Origin of the sequence: Pedobacter indicus, assembly GCF_003449035.1 — a bacterium.
Lineage (GTDB): Bacteria > Bacteroidota > Bacteroidia > Sphingobacteriales > Sphingobacteriaceae > Albibacterium > Albibacterium indicum.
Genome location: NZ_QRGB01000001.1, coordinates 2,188,827 through 2,215,788 on the forward strand (window position 1 = coordinate 2,188,827; position 26,962 = coordinate 2,215,788).

A 26,962-nucleotide genomic window follows, 5' to 3' on the forward strand; every position below is an offset into this window, starting at 1 on the left:
AAATTATGAAAATATTTTCTAGATTCAGGGGGAACTCATTTACGGCTTTGCTTGCCTTTTGCGTAGGAGGGCTTATCGTCTCTTCATGTCAGCAGGAATTTTCAAGGCTCATTCCGGATGAGGAATATAATGATTCAGTTTCGGTGACTTATGGTAATCCGAAAGTACTCTATTTAGTCGTTGACGGGGCGAGAGGGCAGTCAGTTCGCGATGCGCGTACAAAAAACATAACCGCTTTGCTCTCAAAATCTATCTATACATGGGTTTCTTTGAGTGACGAAACCGCTAATGACAAAGGTACCAATTGGGCCGATATGTTGACCGGCGTAAATAAAGACAAACATGGGGTCTTGGGTAACGATTTTTCTAACAATAATTTAGAGAGTTATCCGCTTGTGTTTGATCGATTGAAAGCGTACGATGCAAACACTGAAATCAATGTTTATACAAGTTCACAGATATTTAAAAATAACTTGACATCTTCAGCAGACGTTAGCGAGTTCTTCACGACGGATACTCAGGTTAAAGAAGCCGTAATAACAAGTTTAGGAGATGAGTCAGCATCTTTTATTATGGGGCATTTCACGTCTGTTGATCAAGCAGGTGCACAATATGGCTATGATATAAGTGTACCAGAATATAAAAATGCTATTGTAGATTTTGATGATTATTTAGGTGAAATTATTGAAGGGTTAAGAGCACGACCAAATTATGACACAGAAAATTGGCTAGTCATTGTAGCGTCTAGCAGGGGAGGGCACTATGTTTTGCCGGATACTGAAAATGATAACACCATTTTTAGCAACACAGATGCTAATACATTTACTATCTTTCATTCAAGCCGTTATTCGACAAGATTTATTGGAAAGCCATATTTGGGTAACCGCTACCAGGGTAGTTTCTTAAAATTTAATAACCAAGTGAATGCGCAGGTTACCGAGGGCGATAATTCGATTTATAACCTAGGTAATGACGAATTTACGATTGAAATCAAAGTCAAGAAAAACCTGGGTCCAAACAATAATTATAAATTTTATTATCCGTCAATCCTAGGTAAGCGACCTGAGTGGTCATCAGGTTGGCCATCAAATGGATGGGTGATTTTCTTGGAAGATAATTTTTGGATGTTCAATGCGCGCGGTACTGGTGGCGGTGAACAGGTGAGGGGTGGTACCTTGTCAGATGCCACTTGGAATAGCTTAGCCGTTGTGGGTGTCAAGAGGGACAATAGACGATATGTACGAACTTTTACGAATGGTAACTTTAATAACGAGAGGGATATTACCGATTGGGGCAATTTAGACAATGCAGCCGATTTGACGCTAGGATATATAAATGGAAACGGTCATCGAGAACCTGATGCTTATTTAAGTGATATCCGCATCTGGAAAGCCGCATTACCAGACTCTGTCATCAATCGATTCTCTTGTGACACGTATGTTGATCCAGGTCACCCGTATTATGACTACTTAATAGGCTACTGGCCAGTAGTAGAGGGAGAAGGGAACATAATTAAAGACGAAGGCCCATTTAGTAGCCATATGACCTACAATGGCGATCCAACTTGGGATCGTTTGGCGGAGTATATCTGCGCACCCTCTATCGAGGATTTAGGTTCATTGGTGCCACGAAATATGGATATCCCGGCGCAAATCATAAGTTGGTATAAAATACCCCGACAGGAAAGTTGGCAATTAGATGGTCGGGTTTGGCTAGATCAATAAAGTTTTGCTGAAAGTGGTTTTTAGTAATTAATAAGAAAAATAAACAAGTATGAAAAGACTTACTTATTATATATCCGGGGCTATACTCATCTTTTGTTTAGCACATCTTTATTCATGCCAGAAGCGTGAATTAGAAGATTTCTCGCTGGCTAAAGGTACTGGCCTCACAGTTTCAGCGGGAACTATTATCGGAGAGGTGGAAAAAAATAATGAAAATGTCGCGTTCGAAGTTGGTATCTCTTTGTCAGCCCCTGCAGATAAAGCTTTCCAAGTCGGACTAGAATTAAACAATGACACCATCAATGCCCTTATCGAAAGTGGAACGTTAGAGAATACAGTACCGGTTCCTTTGGGTTCATTCACAATTCCTAATGTAGCGGTTGTTCCATTCGGGGTAGATTATGCAAAATTTAAAATTCAAGTCAGTATTTCGGCGTTCGAACGTAACTATGGTAAAAAGTTAGCACTGGCGATTAACCTAGTAGATCCTACGAAAGGAAACAAGACAGATGGCGATAGTCAAACAGCCATCTTGATGCTTGATTCGAGAGAACTTCTTGAAGAGAGTGAAATTCATTATCTGTCTGTTACTAATCAGGAGAATGGGATACTAAATGTCGAACGAGGCGTTAATTACCGTGTTTCATCAGCTGGGCTTACTATTCCCTTGGGAATTAGTCTCGCCGGCGTTCCCGGGCGCTCTTATACTGTCAAAGCCGAATACAATATAGATACCATTGCTTCTCTGATTGCCAGTGGTATACTTCCCGATAATATTAAAGCACTTCAAGAAAACGAATTTAATTTGGATACCCTCATTAATGTTGGGAGCAACATTAGCGACGCGCCGTTTGAATTTAGTATTCCGTGGAATACAATGGATAATAACTTGGAAAATCCGGTGGCTGTAGTTATTAGTTTACGGGATCCTTCACGACATGTTCTGCATCCGGTAGAAAAAACTGTTGTCGTTATTGTCGATCCCTCTGTCAGCCTTGACAACAACTCCTACCTTCCTGGATCGGGAAGTGGGTTGCTTGCCGAGTATTTCAAAGGCACTCAACTCCTTGATGAAGATGGCAGGCAACCCGACTTGGTTAGGATAGATGAGCGTATTGACTTCGTTGGATGGGAACCTTTTCCGGGTGCGGGCGATAATTGGTCAGTTAGGTGGACAGGGGAATTCTTTGCACCGGTTCGTGGCGAATATACCTTCTATCAAACACAGTGGGACGATGGAGCCCGGCTCATTGTTGACGGAAAAGTTTTGGTTGACGATTTCACTACAGAATGGGATAAACCGACTCGGTTTGGCAGGATATTCCTCGAAAGAGGTCAACGTTATACTATTGAAGCGCATCATCGTGAAAATGTTGGAGGACAACAAGCGAAATTAGAATTTGAAGTTGCTTCCGAGGGCATTGCTAGACAGATTATACCTCGATCGCTTTTATATCCGGCTGGTCAAACTGAGGAATAAATATTTATTATTAAATGAATCTAAAGATGGTAAAGAGACAAAATATATTTTACATTGCTTATCTCATTTTTATGACGATGGTGATCGTCTCGTCATGCAGCAAAGAAGAAGCTCTTCCTCCTGTCGAAGTAGATCAGCCAAAACCCACAGCTGATTTTAGCTATAAGTTAGTGGATGAAAACGATCCGTTTACAATTGTATTCGATAATGCGTCGTCTAATTTTGATGAAGTGCGGTGGGAATTTGGTGACGATAGCACTACGTATGATGAGAATCCGACTCATACTTATATTAATACTGGTGAATACAAGGTACGGATGATTGTTACGAATGAACAGGGCTATTGGGCACAGAAAGAAACGGTAATCGAATTGTTTCCCGATAGTTTATTAGGTTTTAAAGCAGATTTGGGTGGAGACGGACTATTAACACTTTCATTAAACAGGCCATTTAATAGTCAGTCCATTGGATGGTTCAAAGGACAAGGTACACTTGCCGAACAAGTTGGAGAAGGTGAAACAGCAAAAATATCGGTTGATCCAGGTGTCTTTGAGCAATATTCAGTAAGAGTTGTCACGCCAAAAGGATCTAAAATTGAAGTGGACGCTTTGGTTAGTACTCAAGGAGTCGTAAATGATGTTACGGAACAAGCGTATTTTTCCGTCTCGCGAGATAATGACCAGGGTAAGACCGCAGGAGAGGGCTCGTTAAAACTAATCGATAATAACCGCCAATCGAAATTTCTTCAATTTAACTATACAGGAGATTTGTGGACCCAGTTCGATTATGACAATAAACCAGTAGTGATTAGCGCTTATATGGTGACGTCGGCTAATGATGCCCCGGAACGAGACCCTAAGGATTGGGTTTTAGAAGCTTCGGATGACGGTGTCGCATGGATTGTGTTAGATTCACAAGTGGATCAGATATTTGAAACCCGGTTTTTGGAAAAAATATACATCTTCGAAAATATTACTCCATATCGCTACTATCGGATGAATTTTAAAGCAAATCAGGGAGCCGGGTTAATTCAGATTGCGGAGTTGAGATTACTGAGTAAACCTTAGCAGCTAGATCAATAAATAAATATGTCGTATGTATAGTCCGTAATTATGAAAAGATCTGCTCTCTTGTATTTTTTGTTTCTGTTTATGATACCTTTTCAAGGTTTTTCACAGAATATGTTGGAGCAGATTATTAATCCCCTCGAGCAGTGGGCGGACCGTTTTCCACAAGAAAAGGTTTACATCCATATGGATCGACCGTATTATACTTCAGGTGATACGATCTGGATGAAAGCTTATATCATGGCAGGAGGCAGGCATCAACTATCTGCTATTAGTGGAGCGGTTTATGTAGATTTGATCAATGAAACCGATTCATTAACTGCTGCATTAAAGCTTCCAGTAATGGCTGGTTTGGCCTTTGGGAATATTGATTTACCTGTTGACTTGGAGCCTGGAAACTATCGACTAAGGGCATACACGCAATGGATGCGTAATGGAGATCCCGACTATTTCTACGATCATCCATTTATAATAGGCAGTATCGCTCCGAAAAAAGCAAACTCAAAGATTTCCTTTTCGTATGATCAGGACGGTTCAGATCCTCGTCTGTTGGCAACTATTAGTTATTTAGATAGTAATTCGAAACCTATTGCTGATGAGCGGATCTTTTATCAAATTAGGACTGCAAATGAAGTTATCCTTACAGATAATGTAAAGACTGACACAAATGGCCAATTGGAAATCGAAGTGAAAACATCAGTACTTGAAAAAAAAGGGGTTGATATCAATAGCCTATATATTTTAAGTGAGGTTGAGACAGAAAAAAACCAATGGGACAGACAAACTTTTCCCATTCCTTATCAGAAGGCCGATGTTCAATTCTTTCCGGAGAGCGGTCATCTAGTGGCAGGGCTGCCTGTACGGGTAGCTTTTAAAGCGATAGGCGCTAAAGGCTTAGGTGTCGATATGAGAGGAGTTGTAAAAGACTCGAAAGGTAACGTCGTTAGTGAATTTCAAAGCGAACATCTTGGTATGGGTGTATTAAACATCACACCATCTGAGGGTGAATCCTATGAAGCTGTTGTAGAATTGCCCGATGGAACAAGTTTGACTGCCGCCTTGCCCGATGTTCTGCCACAGGGTTACGTCCTTAGTATCTTTCCGCAAGCGGAAAGCGATACATTGGTTGTGCGTATCTTATCGTCTGATCAAAGCTTTGGTTCGGTTAGTTTAATTGCTCAAAATAATGGTGAGGTGCTGTTTGCCGGAGGCTTCGATATCAATAAAAGTCTTAACACCTTGCGGCTTCCAATTCAAGATTTTCCTCTAGGTATTACGCAGTTTACTTTGTTTAATGCAGATGGGAAGCCTGTGAATGAAAGGTTGGTGTTTATTGAAAAGTTTGATGAATTTACTGTTGTTCCGGAACTGGATAAAGAATCTTACGGTGCTCGTGAATTAGTCAAATTGAGCTTAAAGGCTGTCGATTCTAATAACAATTTGGTGCGAGGACGCTTTTCGGCTTCCGTTATTAACGAAAATGATATCGCTGTCGACCCTGAATCCGAAAGTTCTATATTTTCTGAGCTACTATTGCGATCTGAAATTAAGGGCTATATCGAAAAACCCAATTATTATTTTACGGACATTGATACAAAGAAAACGGATCATCTGGATATTTTAATGTTAACACAAGGGTATCGGAAGTTTAACTGGGACACATTACTTGCCAATGAATTAGCGCCTATTGAATTTCCACCAGAGGAATTGACCACGAAAATCAACGGTAAACTGCAGACTCTACTGGGCAAACCAGTAGCAAATGGGAACATTATCCTGAATTCTTTTGCCGCACAGGTGACTTTAGATACTATAACTGACGAAAAAGGCAATTTTGTTTTTGACAATTTATTGTTGACCGATAGCCTAAGCTTTTCTGTTCAAGGTTTATCTCCAAAGGGGAAGGACAATGTTGAGATTTTATTAGATGGTATACCGGGTATGCCGATTACTTCAACACGAAACCGAGGTGACTATATGATTGATCCACAAGATTCGTTGAAAACGTATCTTGAAAGGGTTAAAAAGAATGATGATGCTCTTTCTAAATTGGGCTTAGAAAGCCGAGTTATTCACCTTGAGACGGTGACTGTTACCAAACAGTCGAGCATCCGAAGCTCTAGTAATTTAAATCCTTCGGGGAGGGCGGACCAAACGATTTCTGCTAACGAACTGAAGGCTTGCCCTACGTTGCGATCCTGTTTAGAAGGTCGGTTACGTGGTGTACGTTTTGTAACCGAACAAACAAGTGTCGGACCGGTAAGCTTCCCGGTAACTACGCGGGGGAATGGTAAAATGCAGGTGCTCATCGACGGTCGCCTTCTCCGCCAAGACAGTGAGGGTGATTTGATGGATATCGCGGGAGTCTTTGATCAGAATATGATAGACCCGGCAAGCATTTTAAATATTGAAGTATTACGATCACCATCATTAACAGCTGTATACGGTTCAGAAGGATCCAACGGTGTTATTATTATCAATACAAAAGGGTGGACTCCCGGCCAGCGTACGGTTTATAATATTAAAACATATACCCCTCAGGGTTATAGCAATGTCAGGGAGTTCTATTCGCCGAAATATGGGGTTAGCGATCTTCTGGATACTAAGGCAGATACAAGGAGTACAATTTATTGGAATCCGATTGTGCAGACGGATGCATCCGGAGAAACATTACTAGAGTATTATAACGCTGGTGAGGGCTCATACCGTGTCGTTATCGAAGGTGTAGCCATTGATGGAGGCATCACCAGAAAGGTCATCAGGTACAATGTTGGTAATTAGCAACTTACAAGGCAATATATTTTTCTGTAACAAAAAAGTTATGTGTTCATTATTGCTTTGCTAAAACGTTTTAATATTTTTATCGAAATTTGAAATCATTATTTAACCAATTCATGTTGAAAAGAAGAAACTACTTAGGCCTTTTGGGCGTCGGTATCGGATTTTGGACTCTCAGTGCGGGCTTTAGTATACACGAGACAGCGAGTGATCCGGTTACCTTACAGGATTTAACAGCTTTTAACCAACCGGGAAAAAGCTGGCAAATGGCAGGGAATGTGTATGGCAACATTTCAGAAAAAAATGAACTTACTGTTTCGAGCGGATCGGGAATTCTTGTAAACAACCCGTCTCGAAGGGTAAAAGGTGAAGATTTATTTACGAAAGCTGAATTAGGCGATATCGAGCTGGAGCTGGATTATCTTTTACCTAGCAATGGAAACTCAGGTATCTATTTACAGGGTCGGTATGAAGTTCAATTGTTTGATTCTTGGGAAGAGAATCAAATAACTTCGGCTAGCAATGGCGGAATATACAATGTTGTACCACCTCGCGTAAATGCAAGTAAAGCACCAGGCCTCTGGCAAAACTTAAAAATCGGCTTTCAGGCACCTCGTTTTGATGCGAGCGGAAATAAAACTGAAAACGCACGATTGCTTTACGTATTAATAAATGGTGTATTGGTTCAGGAAAACGTTGAGCTGGCAGGCCCCACACAGGGAGCGATTAGCAAAGATGAAGTTGCCAAAGCGCCGTTAAGAATTCAAGGAGATCATGGTGCAGTTGCATTGAGGAATATTACCATCAATGAGTTGGATAATAAAGCTGATGGCAATAGTAATAACCGAAATGCTAAAGATCCTATTTTATTGGACGCACCGGTTACCACAATCCTAAGAAGCTTTATGAATTTAGATAACCGCGAAAAGTCGGTACACGCGGTTTCTGTGGGTAGCCCCCAAGGTGTGCATTATACCTATGATATGGATTATGGTGCCTTGGTTCAAGTGTGGCGTGGCGACTTCCTGGATACCACACCTATGTGGGATGGGAGAGGAAACGGAACCTCAACGCCTCGTGGCGCTGTTCAGCGTTTCGGAAAACCTGTATTAAGCCTTGCTAAATTAGCTGATAATCAAAGCACATGGCCTGTTGATACTGCGGGTACTCAATTTCGTCAAAAAGGATATGCGGTGAATGCTGACAATCAACCTACGTTTAAATATCTTATCTACGGTACTGAGGTAGAGGATTTCGTTCAGGCGAGAACTGATGGTAAAGGCTTTAATCGGACTATCCGGGTTAAGGATGCAGACGGATTATCGTTGCGTCTCGCTTCAGCTTCGAAAATAGAAGAAACATCACGTGGTAGCTACATCATTGGCGATAAGGAATACTATTTGAACCTGGATAATGCCAAATCAAATAAGCCGTTCATTCGTAATGTTGATGGCGGTCAGGAGTTGATCGTTCCGGTTCGAGGTGAAATCAGCTATACTATTTTATTTTAAGTGAATGCAGATTACTAGAAAAGACATGATTAAAAAAATATCAATACATTATATATTGTCGGTACTAGCTTTCTTGATGATTGCTAATGTGCCGCTTTTTGCACAGGAAACTCCGTCCGAAGAGGACTTTTATAAGATACTTAAGGTGCCTGCTCCGGAAGGCGTTCTGCTTGAGGTTGGCGGACTGACTACAATGCCAAACGGTAATTTGGCCGTATCTACTCGTCGTGGCGATGTGTACATCGTTGAAAACCCAACGAGCAACAAACCTTATTTCAGAAAATTTGCTTCCGGATTACATGAGATTCTTGGTCTAGCCTACAAAGACGGTGCACTTTATTGTGCACAACGTGGTGAATTAACGAAATTAATCGATACTGATTTGGATGGCAAAGCAGATGTATATGAAACTATCTACGCTTGGCCTATTTCAGGACACTATCATGAATATAGCTTTGGACCGAAAATCGCTCCTGATGGCTCATTTTTTGTGACTGCTAATGTAGCTTTCGGTGATGAAGAATGGTGGAGAGGAGAGAGCCGCGTTCCATGGAGAGGGTGGACTATGCAGATCTTTGAAGATGGTACCATGAAGCCTTGGGCTACGGGTATGCGTTCTCCTGCCGGTCCCGGATTCTTATATGACGAATTGTTTTACACTGAGAACCAAGGTGACTGGATAGGTTCTGGTGGTTTATGGTATCTGCCAAAAGGAGCGTTTACAGGTCACGCCGCTGGTTTGGTGTGGACGGATCTTCCGAATTCCCCGCTTAAAGTGAAACAGGAGGATCTTTTCAGCCAGGTTGACGAGAGAAGGACTAGAAACGCTGAAGGTCGGGCGGTTAAACCGGAGAACATTATTCATGAAACTGATTTTAAAACCATGGCTGATGTAAAGGAACATATTCCTGAGCTACAATTGCCAGCAGTTTGGTTGCCACATGGTATTTTGGGTATATCTACCTCTGAACCTGTTGTTATTCCTGAAGGTCATTTTGGGCCGTTCGAAGGACAGGTATTGGTCGGTGACCAGGGCATGAGTATGATCAACCGTATATTCCTGGAAAAAGTGAATGGTGAATATCAGGGAGCTGCCATTGCATTCCGTAGTGGTTTCCGTTCGGGTGTCCTCCGCATGGCTTGGGCTGAAGACGGATCTCTGTTTGTAGGGGAAACCAACCGTGGTTGGGGATCTGCCGGTGATGCCAATGAAGGACTTCAGCGCTTGGTATATGATGTTGAAGAGATGCCATTTGAAATGAAAGCTGTACGCGCGATGCCAGATGGGTTTGAAATTGAATTTACATTGCCTGTAGATGCTAAATCAGCGGAAGATATTGCTTCGTATACCTTGGAAACGCATACTTATAAATATAATTCTGTTTACGGTAGCCCACCAGTAAATCAGGAAACCCCTAAGATTAAAGGTGTTAAATTATCTGATGATGGTATGCGTGTGCGCGTTGTAACAGATGGTTTGAAGAAACATTACGTTCATACGCTTCGGTTAGATGGTGTTCGTTCTAAAGATCGCTTCTATTCGTTGGTTCATCCGACCGCTTATTACACCCTGCATAACATCCCTTCAGGAAATAAGCTGGCCATGAGCGAACTGTCGACTAAAGACTCGTCAATACCTCCGTTAGTTGAGAAAAAAGCAGAACCAAAAGCAACAACACCTAGCAAAGCCAAGACTGCATCGACCGGCACACCGGCAAAACAAGTAGTAGCAAAAGCACCTACTTATAATGAGGTGAAAGGTTTGTTAAGTCGTCACACTTGTATTGCTTGCCACAATCCGGATAAAAAACAGGTTGGACCAGCGTATAAAGAGATTGCAAAGCGCAATTACACAGTTGATGAATTGGTGAAATTGATTATCACACCAAAACCCTCGAACTGGCCTGAATACGCTACCGAAATGCCACCGATGTCGCATGTTCCAAAAGCAGATATTGAAAAGATCGCTGCTTGGATTGTATCATTAAAATAAGACGATACAACCTGACATTTAATCAGGATTTGACTAAAAGGTCTTGATCCTGATCAAAACAAAACCCCGATGCAGCGCGCATCGGGGTTTTGTTTTGAAAGAACAGAAACAGATCCTTCGTAGTTCGGGTTTTATTCCTTAGTAGTTTGGATTTTGTTCTATGTTCTCATTTTTCCGTATTTCACCGATTGGAATGGGGATAAAATACATTTTCTCAGGGAAGCTACGATCCTGAATATTGTCAACAGTGTAACTATAGACCAGTGTCTTACGATCGGGTTGTAATTTTCCATAGATCACAATTCCCTGAGCAGGTTTGCTGAAATCCTCTTTCGCGGTCATCCAGCGTCTAGCATCAAAAAACCGATGCCCTTCATAAGCCAGTTCTACACGTCTCTCGTACCGGTATAAATTCTCGAGTGCCTGACCAGAGGCATTATCAACAGACGAACCAGGCATACCCGCACGCTCGCGAACCATTTTCAGATATTTCTTTGCTTCAGCTTCTTCACCTAACTCGATACAAGCTTCTGCATAGTTGAGCAACACTTCAGCATATCGGAAAAATATCCAGTCCTGGTCTCCACGGATAAATTGAGCATTGAGTGTGATGTCCATGAATTTCCGAAGATAATAACCGCTATAAGTTCCGTTCCAACTCTCGATCGGTGAGTTACGAGTATCTAGTCCCCAGCGGGTTTGTACGCTGCTACCATTCCAATATTCATACTGAGCGGTTTGGATTACCCCAACAGGGTCTAGCCCGATTCCATTGTCACCTCTTTGTTTCCAAGGCGCTCCGTTATAAAGAATGGTCGCAGCGAAACGTGGATCTCGGTTCTCATACGGAGCAATTTTATGCGCGTTATTTGTCCAGCTAAATGGCGACCCATCGTTCATTTGATAAACGTCAACCATGTTTTGAAGAGGGACATTACCGCCCCAGTTATTATACCCATTTGGCCCATTGTATAAATCGTGCGACGTGCCCAATAATTCTCTGTCAAAAAGTTTTGCAAAGATGGTTTCTTCACTTGTTTTATCTAAGAAGATATTGGTGTAATTTTCGGTCGGATCTTCACTTTTGTTGTACAGCGAATACAAATTGGTTTCGATGATATCATAGGCTGCGTCTTTCGCTGCTCGCCACCGTTCTACTTGGCTACCGCTTGTATAGCCAACCAATTCATTGCTGTTTCCCGGTTTGTTGTACAGGTCACTAGCAGCATAAAGCAATACACGTGATTTGAGCGCACGGGCGGCAGATTTATTAACAACACCTCGTGTTGTTTCATCATTTGTCATCTCGATTGCTTTGTCACATTCTGCCACGATAAAGTTCACTGTTTCCTCATACGAGTTTCTACTTACCGACTGGATAGCTTCTTCATCATCCAGACCAAAGGTCTCCGTAATCAGCGGAACCCCTCCATACATCCGAAGAAGCATAAAATAGTTATAAGCTCTCATAAAATGAACTTCCCCCGTTAACTGTTGTTTGTCATTTTCATCAGTAAACGGTACTTCGTCGATATTTTCGAAATACATGTTCGTGTTGCGTATCACACCATAGAATTTACCCCAATTGGCAAAATCCCACACAGCGCCGTGCTCATCTGGACTAATGTTGCCTTGTAGTACACGGGAAGTATTGTAGTCGTGAATAAACCTGGACTCATCCGTCAGGGAAGAGATCATCACTTCTGCAAAACCATGATCCATCTCTTCGTACATACGTGCTACAAAGGCCTTTGTAAGGTTCGGATCGGTCCATACATCAAGTTCGGATATCTCCGTTAAGGGCTTGCGGTCTAAAAAGTCTTTTTGACATGCGCTAAAACTTGCTGATAGAGCAAGAGCCAGAGCGCCGATCAATATATTATCTATTTTTTTCATCGTACGTTTAATTAAAAGGTTACACTTACACCAATATTATAAATTTTGGTTTGTGGATAATATTGTCCAGATCCACTAGGAATCTCAGGGTCGAAGAAATCGACTTTTGAGAAAGTCAACAGATTCTGGCCGCTGGCGAAAAATCGAAGTGAGCTGATCGATACCTTTTGGGTTAGATCTTGTGGAAGCGTATAACCCAGTTCGATCGTTTTTAAGCGTAAGAAATCTGTTTTCCACCACCAAAACGTATTTTCACGGTTTACCCAATATTCCCGGTTCCGGTCATAGGTTCTCGGCCACGATGCATCAATATTATCTTCTGTCCACCGATCTTCCACAAAGGCAACTGGGAAGTTACCGATTAAGCCAGATTCAGTTCTTACGTATTGTCTTGCTCCGGCTGAACCTTGCATTAATAGTGTTAAGTCAAAATCCTTATAAACGGCGGCGAGGTTGAAGCCGAATATCCAACGCGGATACTGTGTGTAGTCATAACGCATCCGATCTAGGTCATCGATCTGACCATCCTCATTGATATCCTTAAAAATGATATCTCCTGGTCGTGCTCCCGAAATATGAGGGTAGGAGTCCACATGCGCCTGATCACGGAATATACCGATCGATTCATAATATAGCGGAGCGTCAAATGTTTTCCCAGTTGATCGTTGATAATCCGGTGCACCGGGGGTCTCATCCCAATAGGTCAGTTTATTACGGGCATACATAGCATTGGCAGAGACATTAAGGTAAAGATCTCCAAAAGTATTACGGTGTGTAATTACACCCTCTATACCTTGGTTGGTCGATTCACCTATATTCTCATCCGGTAAGCTAAACCCGACATACAATGGCATCGAAGCAGAACGCTGGGTCAGGATGTTCGAACGGTTATTCATAAACCAGTCGGCCTCCAAGGCCCATTTTCCTTCGTTTAATTCCAATTCGATCCCCACATTGTAATTGTCAGAGAGCTCCCATGCGATGTTGGGGTTTGGGGTTCGCGTCTGCATAATTGAGCGGATTAGCTCGTCGCCCATAATTATTCCGGGTAACATGTTCCCGTCCGAATCCATAAACGCAAAAGTGCTCAAATACTGAAAGTTTGGTACCAGGTCACTACCCAGGCGTCCGTAAGAACCTCTTAGTTTGAAATGATTGATTGCTGGGATATTATCTTTCCAGAAGTCTTCCGAGGAGATTACCCAACCTATGCCGACACCGGGGAAGAAGCCAAAACGGTTGTCTTTCGGAAAGCGCTGTGACCCATCAACCCGCCAGTTAAAATCAAGCAGGTACTTTTCAGCAAAGTTATAGGAAACCCGGCCAAAGATATTCCGACGAGCATATTCATATCCCGATCCCGTAATAGACCTTTCCAGGTCACCGCCTGCAAACATTTGATCAATGGCAGATGAGATGAAGTATTTACGTTGGCCCTCAAAATCATCACCAATATTTTCGATCTGTTCAACGGCTACAAAGGTGTTCAGGTTGTGATCGCCGAAAGAGCGTTCAAAAATTGCACGCGCATTGATGGTAATGTATTGATCTTGATAATAGCGTTCGAACAGTTCAGGTTGCGATACACCGCGCTCAGATCCGCTTAGAATGGGTTCTCCATTTTCATCAAACCCATCAAGTGTATACAACATCCAGGGTTTCGTCCATCTCTTCTGAAAGTTGAGCATCTCATCAACACCAAAGTTTGCATCAAGTGATAGTCCTTCAACGCCTGGTATTCTAAAAGTTGCGCCTAGGGTTCCATTCAGTACCCAGCGTTTATGATTGTCATAACCGATTTCATTGGTGGCAGTAACAACAGGGTTGTCTCCAAATTCAATATCCGGTCCCGGTAAGCCGTTTGGCCAAACCGCTGCTTCAGTGGGTCTTCCCCGCATCGCTGCCCGGAAAATAGAACCGGCACTTCTCGGAGGGAAATTCCGGTCTTCCAAGCGACCAGCGAGATCCAGTTTAAAATCCAGATACTCGCCGACATTCGCGTCAAGGTTAATCCGCGCATTATGCTGTTTGTAGTTGGTTGCGCTGTTTTTGTAAATCCCATCTTGAAAAAGTGTACCTAAAGAAGCAAAATAACGCATCTTTTCCGTACCGCCTCGAATTGATAGAGAATGTTTGTTTTGCAACGAATTATTGGCAACAACAGCATCTAGCCAATCGGTGTTTGGATAACGCCAGGGATCGTCCCCATTTCTGAAATGCTCGATATCCTCATCTGTCCACTTTAATGCATCGCCACCGTAAGCGAGAATTTCATTTTCAAGTTGCGCGTATAAGGCTGCATCGGCCATTTCGGGTAATTTGGTTGGCGCCACAAAACCTTGATTGAAATTATAATTGATTCTTGGTTCGCCGGTGATGCCTCGCTTTGTCGTGATCACAATAACACCATTTGCTGAGCGAGACCCGTAAATAGCAGCCTGTGCATCCTTTAAAACAGAAACGCTCTCAATTTCATTCGGATCTAACCGCCCCATGCCACCTCGGTCCGGTATGCCGTCTATAACGATAAGCGGCCCGGAGTTATCAGAGTTAAGTGTATTTCTACCACGAATCAGGATATTCGATCCGTCATAACCCGGCTCACCACTTTGGTTTAAGCCCATCACACCGGGAATCCGTCCCGCCAAGGTGTTTTCAATATTCACCACAGGCGCTTGTTTTAGATCCTCACCTTTGACTTGTGAGATAGCTCCTGTTTTGGTTGCTTTTTTCTGCACACCGTAGCCGACTACCACAACTTCGTCCAGGTCTGAAGCGGTTGGCGTCAGCACAACATTAATTGTTTCCCGGTTATTCACTGCTTCTTCATGGGGTTCCATACCGACCATGCTGAATACGAGGGTGGCGTCGCCGGGGACATTCAGTAATTGGTAATTTCCATCTGTATCGGTACTGACTCCTTCTGTTGTACCTTTAATGTTGACGGTAACCCCTGGTAACCCCTCTGGGTCGTCAGGCGTTGTCACTTTCCCAGTAACAGCCTTCTGTTGTAAGCCAATGGGGTTAAAGGCTTTGTCTGGAAGTTTTACCTTGGGGTAAACTTCGTTTGTTTGCTGCAGGAACAGCAAACACAAACCCACATATTTTGCATGCAGGATTGTTGATTTCAATCGTAATTTGATCATTTGGTTAATGGTTTAGAAATTAGACAATAGAATTCCTTTTCAATAAAATTGAAGTATAGTTTGCTCTGGAAGAAAAAGAATTATTGAATTATAATTCAGGTTTTTAGTCTCTGGGTGTCTTCGTCAGACCGATTAGGTTAAAGTAAAATGTTTTTTCATAATTTTTAGTTTGTTGAACAATTAAGTTAATTAAGTGTGACTTTAAAAACGAATCTAGCTAAAAAAATAATTGAGTGCAAACGTTTCCATTAAATTTTTAAAATATGGTAATGGAGTAGCACGTGTTGAAAAGTCCAAACTTAAAAAAAGCCCAGACTGAATTTTGTCTGGGCTTAAGAATGAAAAAAGACGTACTGTGTTGTATTTTGCTGAAGACTTTAAAATTTATAAGAAAGGCTTGCCACCATATGGCGGGTTGATTGTGGGTTAGCCGTCGTGTAACCAATCCAGTAATGTTCATTGGTTAGGTTATCTACTTTGATACCTACCCGTATTTTTGGAAAATCGTAAAAGGCAGAAGCATTGAATACCGTATAAGAGGGGAGGAGGAATATGCCGTTGGACACACTGTTCATGATTTTGTTTTCACTGGCATAATTTCCACCAAATCCTACACCGAGTCCTTTAGCAATAGTTGCTGGAAAGCGGTAGCTTATCCACAGATTACCAAGATAAGGCGAAGAGGCTGTTGTAGGTCGGCGTCCCAGAACATCGGCGTCTGCTTTTTCAAACTCCGAATCATTGTATGAAAATCCAGCTACAATATTGAGCCCTTCAAGCGGACTGGCAATGACATCGATTTCAAAACCCTTACTTCGTTGTGATCCATCCTGCACTTCGGTAGAAAGTCCTGCCGCTTCAGGGTTGGGGTCTGGCCTCAGCACATTCTCTACCAATATATCGTAATAGCTTAAGGAAGTTGTTAGTTTTCCGTCAAGCAAATCAAGTTTTACTCCACCTTCGATCTGGTTGGCATGTTCCAGGTCGGCAGCTTTCTGGGTGACTTTTTCAGGCACGTTGGCATCGTATGCCGTATAAAAGCCTTTGTTGGTAAAACTATTTTGGTAATTTGCGAATAGAGAAATGCGGTCAAGAACAGGCTGGTAGACGATACCAAACTTTGGTGAAAGCGCATTTTGATTGTAACCAGCGAAGTCTTCACCTTCAGTACCGGCCGCATTTTCAAACCGGTCCAAACGTAAAGCAGCTAATACACTTAAGTTATCCGTAATATTGAGAACATCGGAGATAAAAGCGCTGTAAGTTTTCGACTTCTTCTTTACCGGCCAGGTGAAATCAATCTCATCTTTCTCATATTTAGCAGATTGGTTTGTACCGTTAAAGTCCCCATAATCGTAATCCGGATCGTTTAGCGGGACGGTGTCATAAACGCTTCCGTAAAATGTTTCATCAATATTTGTAGCATAGTAATCAAGTCCGAGAACTACACGATTGCGCATATTGCCGAATTGGAAGTCGCCCGTAAATAGCTGTTGGATTTCAAAGCTGCGATCTTTGCTATCTATGGTCGACTGGTCAGCCCGTACAAGGTAGTTAGCCTGCCCGGCATCTGCGTCATTTCCTGTTACCAAGTTGTCTGGCATCAGATAGAAATAAGCACCGAAACCGTCGGAAGAGTTGGTTGTAGCTGTCAAGTTGGTCGACGATGTAATCGATTCAGAAATTTTGTAATTCACTTGACCAAATAAATTGGTATTTCTTGATTTTTGTGTCAACCCTTCACCCATATATGACTTTTCATAATCCAAATTCATGTCGGCTGCGTTATGAATACCAAGGGCTTCTGATGGGAAATAGAAGAAAATCATTTGTTTCCCGGTACCCTTAACCGAGAATAATTCGGCATCCAGATTAACCGTCAGCCGGTCGTTCGGTTTGTAAGTCAAACTCGGGGCTACAGCAATGCTTTTGTCAAACCCTATTTCCTGAAACGTGCCTTGATAATTATAAGCTGTGTTTAACCGGAACAGTAAGGAGTTATCAGCAGTCACCGGTGTATTGATATCTGCGCTAAAGCGATGGAAATCTTGCGTACCTCCGGCAGCCGTTAGTTCCGCACTGAAAGTTTCAAAAGGTTTTTTTGTTACCCGGTTAATCGCTCCCCCGTAGGAAGTTAGTGAGCTGCCAAATAAGGTGGCTGAAGGGCCTTTTATTACTTCGATTTTCTCAATATTGACTGCGTCGATCGAGCTGGTAACTTTTCCTGCAATACCATTTCTCAATAAGCCTTGGGTGATAAAACCTCGAGTGTTATAGTAGCTTCCACCATCGCCGGCTCTACCCGTTGCTTCCCACATTTTTTGGATTCCGGGAGCATTGCGCATCGCATCGTCTACTGAATAGACCAATTGATCAGCCAATAGTTCTTTGCCAATTGAGTTGTACACTTGCGGGTTTTCTATATTCAGCAAGGGCATCTTCGCTACAAAGTCACTTTCTTTTCTGGCGAAACGATTCTGAGAACCGGTAATGACTACTTCGTTAAGCGATTGGGTAGTCTTATTTAGCTGTAGGTTCAGTTCGGTATTGCGACCACCCCGGACTATAACGTTTTGCTTAGACGCTGCGTAGCCCAGACCAGAAGCGGTGATCGTATAATTTCCGGGCGGAATATTCTTCAGCTCAAAGCGACCGTGTTCATCACTGGTTATCTTCAGGGATAATTCATCCAGATTTAAGCTGATCCCAACAAGAGGTTCGTCGTTTTCAGAAAGTATCAATCCGGATATAGATCCAGGACGTTGCGATTCGTCTTCTGCATGTTGTGCTTCGATTTCGCTCGCAGCCGACGGACCAGAGAGTTGTGCGTGCGATGGGTTATACAGCAAACACAAAGAAAGTAAGGCACTACAGCCCAATATAGTAGATGATCTCATTATTTATATTATTTAGAATGATTATAAACTGAATGCAAAAATATAGTATAGCATGGATAAAATAGGACGCTAACGGGAGAAGTTAAGACGTTATCGGGAGAAACTAAGACGATGTTTCTACGTAAAGAATTTGGCTCCGTACTTAAATGAATAGTAAAGTGGAACACTGAGTGTCAGCCAGGAAACATAATGCCAGAACCCAACACCGAGTATGGCTGATATTAGCCCAACCATCGTAAGGACACCAAGAATTATAGGCATACCCCAAAGTTTAATCATTTGTTTACGTGCGCTAGTTGCCATCTTGTTTTAATGCTTCTTTTTCATTTTCAAATTCATCCTCTTTCTCTTGAGCAGCGGACAGGTATTCCGCGTTCTTTACTAAACGAGCTAATTGTTCTGATTTTGCCTTTCGACGCGCAAACCAAAGATACAACCCGGATATAAGCACAACGATGGTAGCAAGATCAAAAATTGTCCATAAGATTTTCATGGGCAAACCCCCGTAGTCTCCAAAGTGAAAGGGTTGTGAAATCAAAATCGTTTTTAAATACCAGGGAAGATCTCTAATAGCCGTAAATTCACCGGTTTTCGCGTCAATTAACGCAGGTTTAATAATGCGTGACGTAAGTGGTGTATTACCTATTAAATAAATCGCATAGTGATGGCTGCTGGAATAGAGTGTACCCGGAAAGGCAACGAAAGACACCTCCATGTCGGGGGCAGCCTCTTCTGCTTTCGCTATGGCATCATCTAAAGAGGCCAGCTCACCTTTCGCTTTGGGTTGATCTTTATAGTCAGCTACCATCTCTGCGAGGTCATTTGCCCGCCACAGCTGTATTGCCGGGTCGGCGAGGGTATTGATAACCCCCGTCAGACCAACAACGCTTGCCCATACCAACGTAACGATACCGAGTAAGTTGTGCAGGTCAAGCCATTTTAAACGTTTAGATTTCTGGGCTCTGATCATCCCGAAATCATATTTCTTCATAATAGGACCATACAGAACCACTCCAGAGATAATGGCTACGAAAAACAACGTTCCCATCAGACCAAGAAACAGCTTGCCCGGAATTCCAGCGAGCATTTCCACATGGAGATAATACATCAACAGCATAAATGTCATTTCATTTGGAGGATTTTCAAGAACGGTAGCTGTTTTGGCATTCATAGTCAAATAATGGTCCGCTTCGATCGGTGCTTCAGATGAATCGGCCATGGTTAGGAATACCTGACCCGGATGATGTTTTTCATCCCAAAAGGCGTACTTCATTTCGTTTCCCGGCAAATGGTCCATTCCTGCTTTAATAACCATATCCACGCTGGCTTCCTCACCATTTGCTGGCGCGGCGATCTCGATATCATCTTCCAACATATGGTCAATTTCTTCTGTAAAAATGAGGGGAAGACCCGTAATGCAGAGCATGAGAAGGAAAATAGTGCTGATCAAACTCGTCCATTTATGGATATGGAACCAATTTTTTATAGTCGTTGCTTTCATGTGTTTAGCTAAAGCTGATGGAAACGTTCAATTTTTTTGAGTTACCTTAAAACTGTCATAATACCGTGACAAAAGTATTATTTATAATTAGTCCAAACAAGAGTAGAAGGATTTTATTTAGAAAGATTCCTAATAATGTCGGATATCCCTCTTTTCAGGGTGATATCGAAATAGCCGGAAATGCGTCTGGATTTCTGGAACATCTCCGCTAGACAAACAGTGGTTAAACAGTGGTTAAACAGTCCTCTAACAGTGGTCAATCTGTGGTAAATGGACTGTATAACGACCGTATGACCACTGGTTAATGACAGTTCTAATACTGTATTTTTATAAGAGTATAAAACTGGGTTCAGTCGCAAAACAAAATCCCTTAACTTTGGTTCTGCATTTAAAGAATCAAAATAAAAAATAGAAAGCATGGAATATAGAAAGCTTGGTCAATCAGATTTAGAACTGTCAATTATCACATTCGGCGCGTGGGCTGCTGGCGGATGGATGTGGGGAAGTACGGATAGGAGAGAAGCTATTAAGGCTATGCAAGCCGGTATCTCGGAAGGAGTGACGAGCATTGATACGGCGCCAATATATGGTCAGGGAACCAGTGAAGAATTAGTAGGGGAAGCCATTAAAGACATCCCCCGTGATAAAGTCCAGATTTTAACAAAATTTGCTTCTCGCTGGGATACTGAAAAAGGGGTTTTTATAAAGAAAAGTGTCGATAATGAGGGTAAGGAATTTGATTTTCGCCGTTATGCTGGTAGGGACGGTATAATTTATGAGTGTGAGCAATCTCTAAAACGTTTAGGAACCGATTATATCGATCTCTATCAAATTCACTGGGATGACCCCTCTACACCCATTGAAGAATCATACGAAACTGTAGCTCAATTAATAAAAGAGGGAAAAGTACGTTATGCTGGTGTATGCAATTACAATGTCGAACAAATGAAGCGGGCGCAAAGCGTTTGTGACCTTGTGTCTAATCAGGTGCCATTTTCCATGGTGAACAGGGGCATTGAGGAAGAACTTTTACCATTTTGTATAAAGGAAAATAAAAGCATTCTAGCTTATAGTCCGATGGAACGCGGACTCCTTACTGGAAAAATGAAAGCAGGGCAAGTGTTTCCTGAAGGAGATCATCGTGCTGAGAATCCTTTCTTTACGGATGAAAGCATTACGAGAACCAATGCATTTTTAGAAAAGATCAGGCCGATTGCTGAAAAGCATCAGGCTACCTTGGGTCAGGTTGTACTTCGGTGGACGGTTCAGCATCCTGGAATTACCATCGCGCTTGCTGGCGCTAGAAACGCAGAACAGAGTATCGCAAACGCCAAGGCGGGTAGTTTCCAATTGTCTGATGAAGATTATGATTTCATCACCAAGGAAGTTGAGCAACTGAGATAATTGTACTGATATGGAAATTGATTGGTTTCGGGTATTCTTCAGCGATCAGCCTTATTCTTTTTTTATTGAAATTGTAATAAGAACGTTGATTATGTTCGTCGCGGCTGTAGTCACGTTGCGTCTGGCTGGCAAGCGCGAAGTGCAGCAACTGTCGATATTCGAGATGGTAATGATTGTGACATTGGGTTCGGCTGCGGGGGACCCAATGTTCTATGACGATGTTGGTGTTTTACACGCGTTGACTGTTTTTGTCGTTGTACTGTCCGCTTATCGATTGATGATCTTGTTGATTGCCAGAAGCGATAAGGCTGAAGCACTCCTTGAAGGAGAACCACATTATATAATACGAGACGGCAAACTGTGTATTAAAGAGATGCCGAACGACGAATTGGGTTCCGATGAATTCTTTAGTCAGCTAAGGGCGCAGAGTGTGGAACACCTTGGTCAATTGCGGTGCGTAATTCTCGAAGACACGGGTAGGTTGAGTGTTTTTTATTATTCCGACGAAGAGGTAAAGCCCGGTTTACCAATTTTACCTGATGAATATCGTAAAAAAAGTCGGACAATCGAAGATTCAGGTCTTTACGCCTGCGCTCATTGTGGAAATACGCTGCAGTTAGAATCCGTTGCCAGGGTTGTATGTGATATTTGCAAAACAGAAGAATGGGTAAAGGCCATTAATCGGCGGAGGATTACATAAGATCCTTATTAAAAATAAAGCCATCAGACTACTTCTGATGGCTTTATTTTTAATAAGACATTCGTCTTTTCTTTCATGTATATTATTTATAACCTTCGTTTTGCTTCAATACGCCCGGTGATGAAAGTTGAATCTGCTCATAAGGAATAGGGAAATATTTCATAAAAGGCTTGGCATTTACATTGATCATTACAGCTTTCCCTGTCGATGGATTATATTCACCTTCTATACTGGTCAGTACTTCTGTAAAGCGACCGGTGCGGACCAGGTCAAACCAACGGTTATTTTCAACAGCTAATTCCAAGCGCCGCTCAAGAAGTAACTTGTCCAAAAACATTTCTTCGTTGGCAATATCGGCAGCAGTATAATTATGATCACTGTTTTTAAAGGCTCGCGCCCTTACTTTATTTAGTTGGGTTAATGCCTCTGCGGTTTGACCCGAATAATACAAAGCTTCCGCATAAAGAAGAATCATATCGGCCAAACGTAGAACCGGAATGTCTAGACCGGAGCTGTTTGATATCTCCACTGGTATAATCCATTTGTTGAAATAAGGATACCAGATAGGCGGATCCCCTTGTTTCCATGCAAAAGGAATCTGCTCTTCGGTAATGGTAGCTTCAAAGCGTGTATCACCTTCTTCGTAAGCCTTGTGTAAATCCCAAGTCGGTCTGGCAACGCGGCTACCGTTGTTAATGGTTTGATAAATCCCACCCGGAGGAGACAGGGCATAAGTTAGATTCTGACCATTTGTGCCACTAACAAAGGGCATGGTAAAAATAACTTCACTGTTGGTTTCCGTTGCTATTTGAAACAAATTTTTATAATCGGCAACCAAAGAGAAGCTATAGTTGTTAAGGAGCTGTTCTAAGTTTGTTTTTGCTTCAGCCCAATTCTTTCTGTATACATGTACTTTGGCTAAAAGCCCTGCTGCTGCTGCACTTGAAGCCCGACCTGCTGGTGTTGCATCAGGATTTGGAAGGTTGTTCTTAGCGTCATTTAAATCAGCAATAATCAGGTTATAAATTTCTTCCTCACTGGCTCTGGGAATTTCCTTGGCTTCTGTTTCTGTGATTATTGTAGTAACTGCGGGAACACCGCCAAAAATTCGCACAAGATCAAAGTAAAATAGAGCCCGCATAAACTTAGCTTCTGACATTAATTTCTCCTTTTGTCCCTCGGCATAATCTGTCGGTTTTTCAATGTTCGTCAACACTGAGTTAGCTCTGAATATGCCATTGTAGCTATTTTTCCAAAATGTATTGAGTTTGGGATTATCTGAGCTTACGTCCAGCAAAGCGATTTCTGCCATGCCGGGAGCGGTTGCAAAATATGACCCATACATGTTATCAGAAGGCGTTTCCATCAATTCATAGTCGGTTGGAATGCGAGCCTGGTAACTTTGGTATACGCCCAGCGTCGCCAGATCGATGTCTGCCGCGGTTTCAAACGCATTCGCTGTTGTCAGAGTAGATTCAGGGACTGGGTTTAATAGTTCATCATGACAAGCTGTAAAGCTTAATGAAGAAAGAAGTAAACCGATAATATATAATTTATTCTTATTCATGATTTTCGTTTTTAATAAATTTTAAAATCCAAGATTTACACCGAAAACGAACGTACGATTAATAGGTTCGGAGCCAAGGTTCACACCTGGCGTACTGTTGATACCGTCTACCTCTCCCTGTGTGGCACCTTCAGGGTTATATGAGTGATTTTCGCTGCTGGTTATGTAGAAAAGATTATTAACGGATGCATATAGTCGCAGACTCTGAATACCTGTTTTACCTTCTTTAATGTTCGGGAAGGTATACCCTAAATTGATATTTCTAACATTTAAGAACGACGCATTTTCTATATAGTAATCTGTATTTGTGTTGTAGCCGAATAACTGTGACAATGCAGCAGCAGGAGTTTTGCCATCGCCTGGCTCATCTTCAGACCACCATTGATTCTCTACTAAGGATCTTCTCATAGCGCCTAAGGTATTTCCTTCATAGTACTGGTTTTCCGCGTTGAACATTTCAGCGCCGAGTGAAGCATTGATGAAAATACTTAAATCGAAATTTTTATAAGAAAAATCATTGGTAAACCCTAATAGCATAGAAGGCTGAAAGCTACCTAACACAACACGGTCTGCCGGAGTGATATCACCATCGCCGTCGGTATCTTGTAAGATTGGGTTACCAGGCTTGGTGCCTGCCAGGTGCGGTAATGAATTGATTTGCTCTTCATTTTGGAAGATGCCGTTCATTTTATATCCTAAAAAAGAAAACATGGGTTCGCCTTTTCTTAGTAGAAATCCCATAGACCAATATTCATAAATACGTTCATCGACACCACCTAAGTCTGTTACCTCATTTTTGTTGTGTGACAGGTTAAAAGAACTGCTCCATTTGAAATCGCCGGTAGTATTGCGTGTTGTCAGTTCCAGATCTATACCTCGGTTTCTAACCTCACCCATATTACTGATCGTATTATTAAATCCGGTAATTGCAGGAATGTTCATGTTATACAACATATCTGTTGTCCGATTATCATAATAGTCGAACACAATATTTACCCGATCGCTGAATAAGCCTAGTTCAAATCCCAGATCATAACCTTTGGTTTTCTCCCAAGAAAGGGCCTGATTTTCCAATGAGGTTTGTGCAATTGCATTTCCGGATTCGTTGCCAGGCGAGTAGTTAACAATTCCTACGGCCCCTAAGTATTGGAAGTTACCGATATTAAAATTACCTGTTACCCCATAGCTGGCGCGCAGTTTCATATTGCTGATGCTCGGTATTGACTTGATAAAGTCTTCTTCAGAAACACGCCACGCAACAGAAGCAGAAGGGAAGTGTCCCCATTTGTTCTCTTGTCCGAAGCGCGAACTGCCGTCCATACGGAAGGATGCCTCAACTAAATACTTGTTTTTATATCCATAGTTTGCACGTGCGAAATAAGAGATTAACCCCCATTCAGTTTTCGTCTGTGTAGTCGCTTCGGGATTAATAATGGCATTGTTTAATGTTTTAATTATATCGTTGTTAAACGAATTTGTAATTGCGGCCATCGAAAGCGAGCGAGACTTTGCCTGCTGGAAGGAAGCTCCGAGGATACCGCCGATATCGTGATCTTCGTTAATGGTTTTATTGTAGTTTAAAACGTTCTCATTCACCAGATCAAAGGTTCTTGAATCACCAGCGCGACCGTTTGTATTCACCTGCTTGTCACCGATTCCACCTTGCCAATAGTCAGTTGAACCATAGGTAATATTGGTACCCAATGAAGTCTTTAAACTTAATCCTTCAAGAAGGGTGAAGTTGACAAAGGCCCGCCCAATGTTTGTAAAATACTGACTATAGCTCTCTGTACCATATAAAAACGTATAGGGACTTGCCTGACCCGAATGCCCAGTAGAAATATAGTCATAAGTACGCGGATATTTCCCTTCTACTTTTTCTGTACCTACAAAAGAGGGATATTTTACCAATGAAACCATGTTGGAACCTGCGATTCTAGTCTTGTTATAAGCGGGGTTGATTTCAACGCCTAAATCTATAAAGTCGTTGATTTTGACATCTACATTTGCACGAGCTGAATATTGTTTATACCCTGCAGTTTTGATAACGCCATCTTCGTCAGAAAAGGTTCCGGATACATAGTAGCGTGCCTTTTCTCCGCCTCCACTTATCGACAGACTATGATTTTGAATAGGAGCAGTTTGCAGCACTTCATCTTGCCATATCGTTTGTGGTAAATCCTTCGCCAAAGGGTTGACCTGATAGGTAATTGGACGACGATTATCACCAAATATAGGAAGACTGGGGTCGCCACCATTCCATACGAACTCGCGATTTTGATATTTAGTCAAGTAGTCATACCATTCCTGTCCGGTTAACCAATCGTCATGGACGATCGCTTTTGCGACACCATAGTAGGAATTGAGTTGCAATTTGGCTTTTCCTTCAGCCCCGCGCTTGGTGGTAACCATAATAACACCACCTGCACCGCGAGAACCATAAATAGCTGTTGAAGAGGCGTCTTTCAGTACTTCAATAGATTCGACATCATTCATGTTCAATTGTCCTAAGCTTCCACCCGGAAACCCGTCGATTACAACGAGTGGGTTATTGCCCGCGCTGATAGATCCGAGACCTCTGACCCTGACTTGAGGTGCACTACCAGGTGTGTTGCGGGTATTATTAATACTTACACCTGCTATTCTGCCCGCGAGTGTATTTTCGATACGACCGTTAGGAACCTGATCTAGTTTTACGTTCTCAATCTTCGAGATTGAGGAAGTAACCGATGTTCGCTTTCTGGTACCGTACCCGATCACGACAACCTCTTCTAAATCTTCTGTATCAGCCGCTAAAACAACGGAAACTTCAGTTTGGTTATTGATCGGCACCTCCTGGCTGGTAAATCCGATAAACGAGAACTCAAGCGTTCCTTCACCGTTAGGGACTTCGAGTGTATACAAGCCTTCATTATTGGTTGTAGTACCAGTCGTTTGACCCTTCAAGGCTACATTGACTCCCGGCAAGGCCGTACCTTCACTATCAGTCACTTTTCCGCGGACAGTAAACTGTTGCACCGCTTGATTTTCTTGCAGCTTGGTGTGCACTTTGCTTTTCACGGATTCAAAGTATGCCAGGGCGTGCGGCTCATTCGCATTTGCGTTTAGAGCAAGCATTAGAAGAAGGAAACCGGGAATCCTCAATCTGTTAATTGTCGGTTTTTTTTCCATAGAATCATTTTTTAAGATTGTAATATTATTATAACGTGTACGTTACCGTGTTCAACTAAATCACTGTAGTGCTTGACTATCTAATGATGACTATCTAATGATATAGCTGTTCATTTACTGAATTAAG

At 42.2% G+C, this 26,962-nt stretch carries 15 protein-coding genes; 8 read left to right on the forward strand and 7 right to left on the reverse strand.

The window, feature by feature from the left end; translation table 11 throughout:
* Nucleotides 1–5: 5 nt before the first annotated feature.
* The 6 genes from D3P12_RS09760 (at nt 6) to D3P12_RS09785 (ending at nt 10,553) form a co-directional block, all read left to right on the forward strand.
* Complete coding sequence (locus tag D3P12_RS09760) at nt 6–1,724, forward strand: alkaline phosphatase family protein (protein ID WP_118195031.1); 1,719 nt, start codon at nt 6–8, stop codon at nt 1,722–1,724.
* Nucleotides 1,725–1,773: 49 nt separating this feature from the next.
* Nucleotides 1,774–3,204 carry a PA14 domain-containing protein gene (locus D3P12_RS09765; protein ID WP_118195033.1) on the forward strand — a complete coding sequence of 477 codons (1,431 nt, stop codon included), beginning with the start codon at nt 1,774–1,776 and terminating at the stop codon, nt 3,202–3,204.
* 26 nt (nt 3,205–3,230) lie between these two features.
* Nucleotides 3,231–4,271, forward strand: coding sequence for a PKD domain-containing protein (locus tag D3P12_RS09770; RefSeq protein WP_157970311.1), 1,041 nt, complete (start codon nt 3,231–3,233; stop codon nt 4,269–4,271).
* 45 nt (nt 4,272–4,316) lie between these two features.
* Nucleotides 4,317–7,052 (forward strand): TonB-dependent receptor plug domain-containing protein, encoded by a 2,736-nt coding sequence (locus D3P12_RS09775; protein ID WP_118195037.1) that lies wholly within the window; start codon nt 4,317–4,319, stop codon nt 7,050–7,052.
* A gap of 113 nt (nt 7,053–7,165) precedes the next feature.
* Nucleotides 7,166–8,560, forward strand: coding sequence for a 3-keto-disaccharide hydrolase (locus tag D3P12_RS09780; protein WP_118195039.1), 1,395 nt, complete (start codon nt 7,166–7,168; stop codon nt 8,558–8,560).
* A gap of 25 nt (nt 8,561–8,585) precedes the next feature.
* Nucleotides 8,586–10,553 (forward strand): c-type cytochrome, encoded by a 1,968-nt coding sequence (locus tag D3P12_RS09785; RefSeq protein ID WP_205941089.1) that lies wholly within the window; start codon nt 8,586–8,588, stop codon nt 10,551–10,553.
* A 138-nt stretch (nt 10,554–10,691) separates the two neighbouring features.
* Here the strand turns inward: D3P12_RS09785 and D3P12_RS09790 are convergent, their stop codons facing one another.
* The 5 genes from D3P12_RS09790 to D3P12_RS09810 all read right to left on the reverse strand — a co-directional run bounded on the left by D3P12_RS09790 (nt 10,692) and on the right by D3P12_RS09810 (nt 19,993).
* Nucleotides 10,692–12,449 carry a RagB/SusD family nutrient uptake outer membrane protein gene (locus tag D3P12_RS09790; RefSeq protein WP_118195041.1) on the reverse strand — a complete coding sequence of 586 codons (1,758 nt, stop codon included), beginning with the start codon at nt 12,447–12,449 and terminating at the stop codon, nt 10,692–10,694.
* Nucleotides 12,450–12,460: 11 nt separating this feature from the next.
* On the reverse strand, nt 12,461–15,595 hold the full coding sequence (locus D3P12_RS09795; protein ID WP_118195043.1) for a SusC/RagA family TonB-linked outer membrane protein: 3,135 nt from the start codon (nt 15,593–15,595) through the stop codon (nt 12,461–12,463).
* A gap of 377 nt (nt 15,596–15,972) precedes the next feature.
* Nucleotides 15,973–18,492 carry a TonB-dependent receptor gene (locus tag D3P12_RS09800; RefSeq protein WP_118195045.1) on the reverse strand — a complete coding sequence of 840 codons (2,520 nt, stop codon included), beginning with the start codon at nt 18,490–18,492 and terminating at the stop codon, nt 15,973–15,975.
* Nucleotides 18,493–18,609: 117 nt separating this feature from the next.
* Nucleotides 18,610–18,753: a hypothetical protein gene (locus D3P12_RS09805; protein WP_205941146.1), complete on the reverse strand. Its 144-nt coding sequence runs from the start codon at nt 18,751–18,753 to the stop codon at nt 18,610–18,612.
* A gap of 31 nt (nt 18,754–18,784) precedes the next feature.
* Nucleotides 18,785–19,993 (reverse strand): PepSY-associated TM helix domain-containing protein, encoded by a 1,209-nt coding sequence (locus D3P12_RS09810; RefSeq protein WP_118195049.1) that lies wholly within the window; start codon nt 19,991–19,993, stop codon nt 18,785–18,787.
* A gap of 417 nt (nt 19,994–20,410) precedes the next feature.
* Here D3P12_RS09810 and D3P12_RS09815 point away from each other — a divergent pair, with 417 nt between their 5' ends.
* Both D3P12_RS09815 and D3P12_RS09820 read left to right on the forward strand, forming a co-directional pair.
* The gene (locus tag D3P12_RS09815; RefSeq protein ID WP_118195051.1) at nt 20,411–21,397 is read left to right on the forward strand and encodes an aldo/keto reductase; all 987 of its coding nucleotides are present in this window, start codon (nt 20,411–20,413) and stop codon (nt 21,395–21,397) included.
* A 10-nt stretch (nt 21,398–21,407) separates the two neighbouring features.
* A complete protein-coding gene (locus D3P12_RS09820; protein WP_118195053.1) occupies nt 21,408–22,097 on the forward strand; it encodes a DUF421 domain-containing protein in 690 nt (229 codons plus the stop codon).
* An 82-nt stretch (nt 22,098–22,179) separates the two neighbouring features.
* Here D3P12_RS09820 and D3P12_RS09825 read toward each other — a convergent pair whose 3' ends face one another.
* Both D3P12_RS09825 and D3P12_RS09830 read right to left on the reverse strand, forming a co-directional pair.
* Nucleotides 22,180–23,664, reverse strand: a complete 1,485-nt coding sequence (locus D3P12_RS09825) for a RagB/SusD family nutrient uptake outer membrane protein (RefSeq protein ID WP_118195055.1) — start codon at nt 23,662–23,664, stop codon at nt 22,180–22,182.
* 21 nt (nt 23,665–23,685) lie between these two features.
* Complete coding sequence (locus D3P12_RS09830; protein ID WP_205941090.1) at nt 23,686–26,835, reverse strand: SusC/RagA family TonB-linked outer membrane protein; 3,150 nt, start codon at nt 26,833–26,835, stop codon at nt 23,686–23,688.
* Nucleotides 26,836–26,962: the final 127 nt, after the last annotated feature.

What these genes read in the sequence shown, in the direction of transcription:
- D3P12_RS09830 (WP_205941090.1), bottom strand. Translation starts at nt 26,835, where the DNA reads ATGGAAAAAAAACCGACAATTAACAGATTGAGGATTCCCGGTTTCCTT.
- D3P12_RS09820 (WP_118195053.1), top strand. Translation starts at nt 21,408, where the DNA reads ATGGAAATTGATTGGTTTCGGGTATTCTTCAGCGATCAGCCTTATTCT.
- D3P12_RS09810 (WP_118195049.1), bottom strand. Translation starts at nt 19,993, where the DNA reads ATGAAAGCAACGACTATAAAAAATTGGTTCCATATCCATAAATGGACG.
- D3P12_RS09825 (WP_118195055.1), bottom strand. Translation starts at nt 23,664, where the DNA reads ATGAATAAGAATAAATTATATATTATCGGTTTACTTCTTTCTTCATTA.
- D3P12_RS09815 (WP_118195051.1), top strand. Translation starts at nt 20,411, where the DNA reads ATGGAATATAGAAAGCTTGGTCAATCAGATTTAGAACTGTCAATTATC.
- D3P12_RS09805 (WP_205941146.1), bottom strand. Translation starts at nt 18,753, where the DNA reads ATGCCTATAATTCTTGGTGTCCTTACGATGGTTGGGCTAATATCAGCC.
- D3P12_RS09775 (WP_118195037.1), top strand. Translation starts at nt 4,317, where the DNA reads ATGAAAAGATCTGCTCTCTTGTATTTTTTGTTTCTGTTTATGATACCT.
- D3P12_RS09780 (WP_118195039.1), top strand. Translation starts at nt 7,166, where the DNA reads ATGTTGAAAAGAAGAAACTACTTAGGCCTTTTGGGCGTCGGTATCGGA.
- D3P12_RS09770 (WP_157970311.1), top strand. Translation starts at nt 3,231, where the DNA reads ATGGTAAAGAGACAAAATATATTTTACATTGCTTATCTCATTTTTATG.
- D3P12_RS09800 (WP_118195045.1), bottom strand. Translation starts at nt 18,492, where the DNA reads ATGAGATCATCTACTATATTGGGCTGTAGTGCCTTACTTTCTTTGTGT.
- D3P12_RS09765 (WP_118195033.1), top strand. Translation starts at nt 1,774, where the DNA reads ATGAAAAGACTTACTTATTATATATCCGGGGCTATACTCATCTTTTGT.
- D3P12_RS09760 (WP_118195031.1), top strand. Translation starts at nt 6, where the DNA reads ATGAAAATATTTTCTAGATTCAGGGGGAACTCATTTACGGCTTTGCTT.
- D3P12_RS09795 (WP_118195043.1), bottom strand. Translation starts at nt 15,595, where the DNA reads ATGATCAAATTACGATTGAAATCAACAATCCTGCATGCAAAATATGTG.
- D3P12_RS09790 (WP_118195041.1), bottom strand. Translation starts at nt 12,449, where the DNA reads ATGAAAAAAATAGATAATATATTGATCGGCGCTCTGGCTCTTGCTCTA.
- D3P12_RS09785 (WP_205941089.1), top strand. Translation starts at nt 8,586, where the DNA reads ATGATTAAAAAAATATCAATACATTATATATTGTCGGTACTAGCTTTC.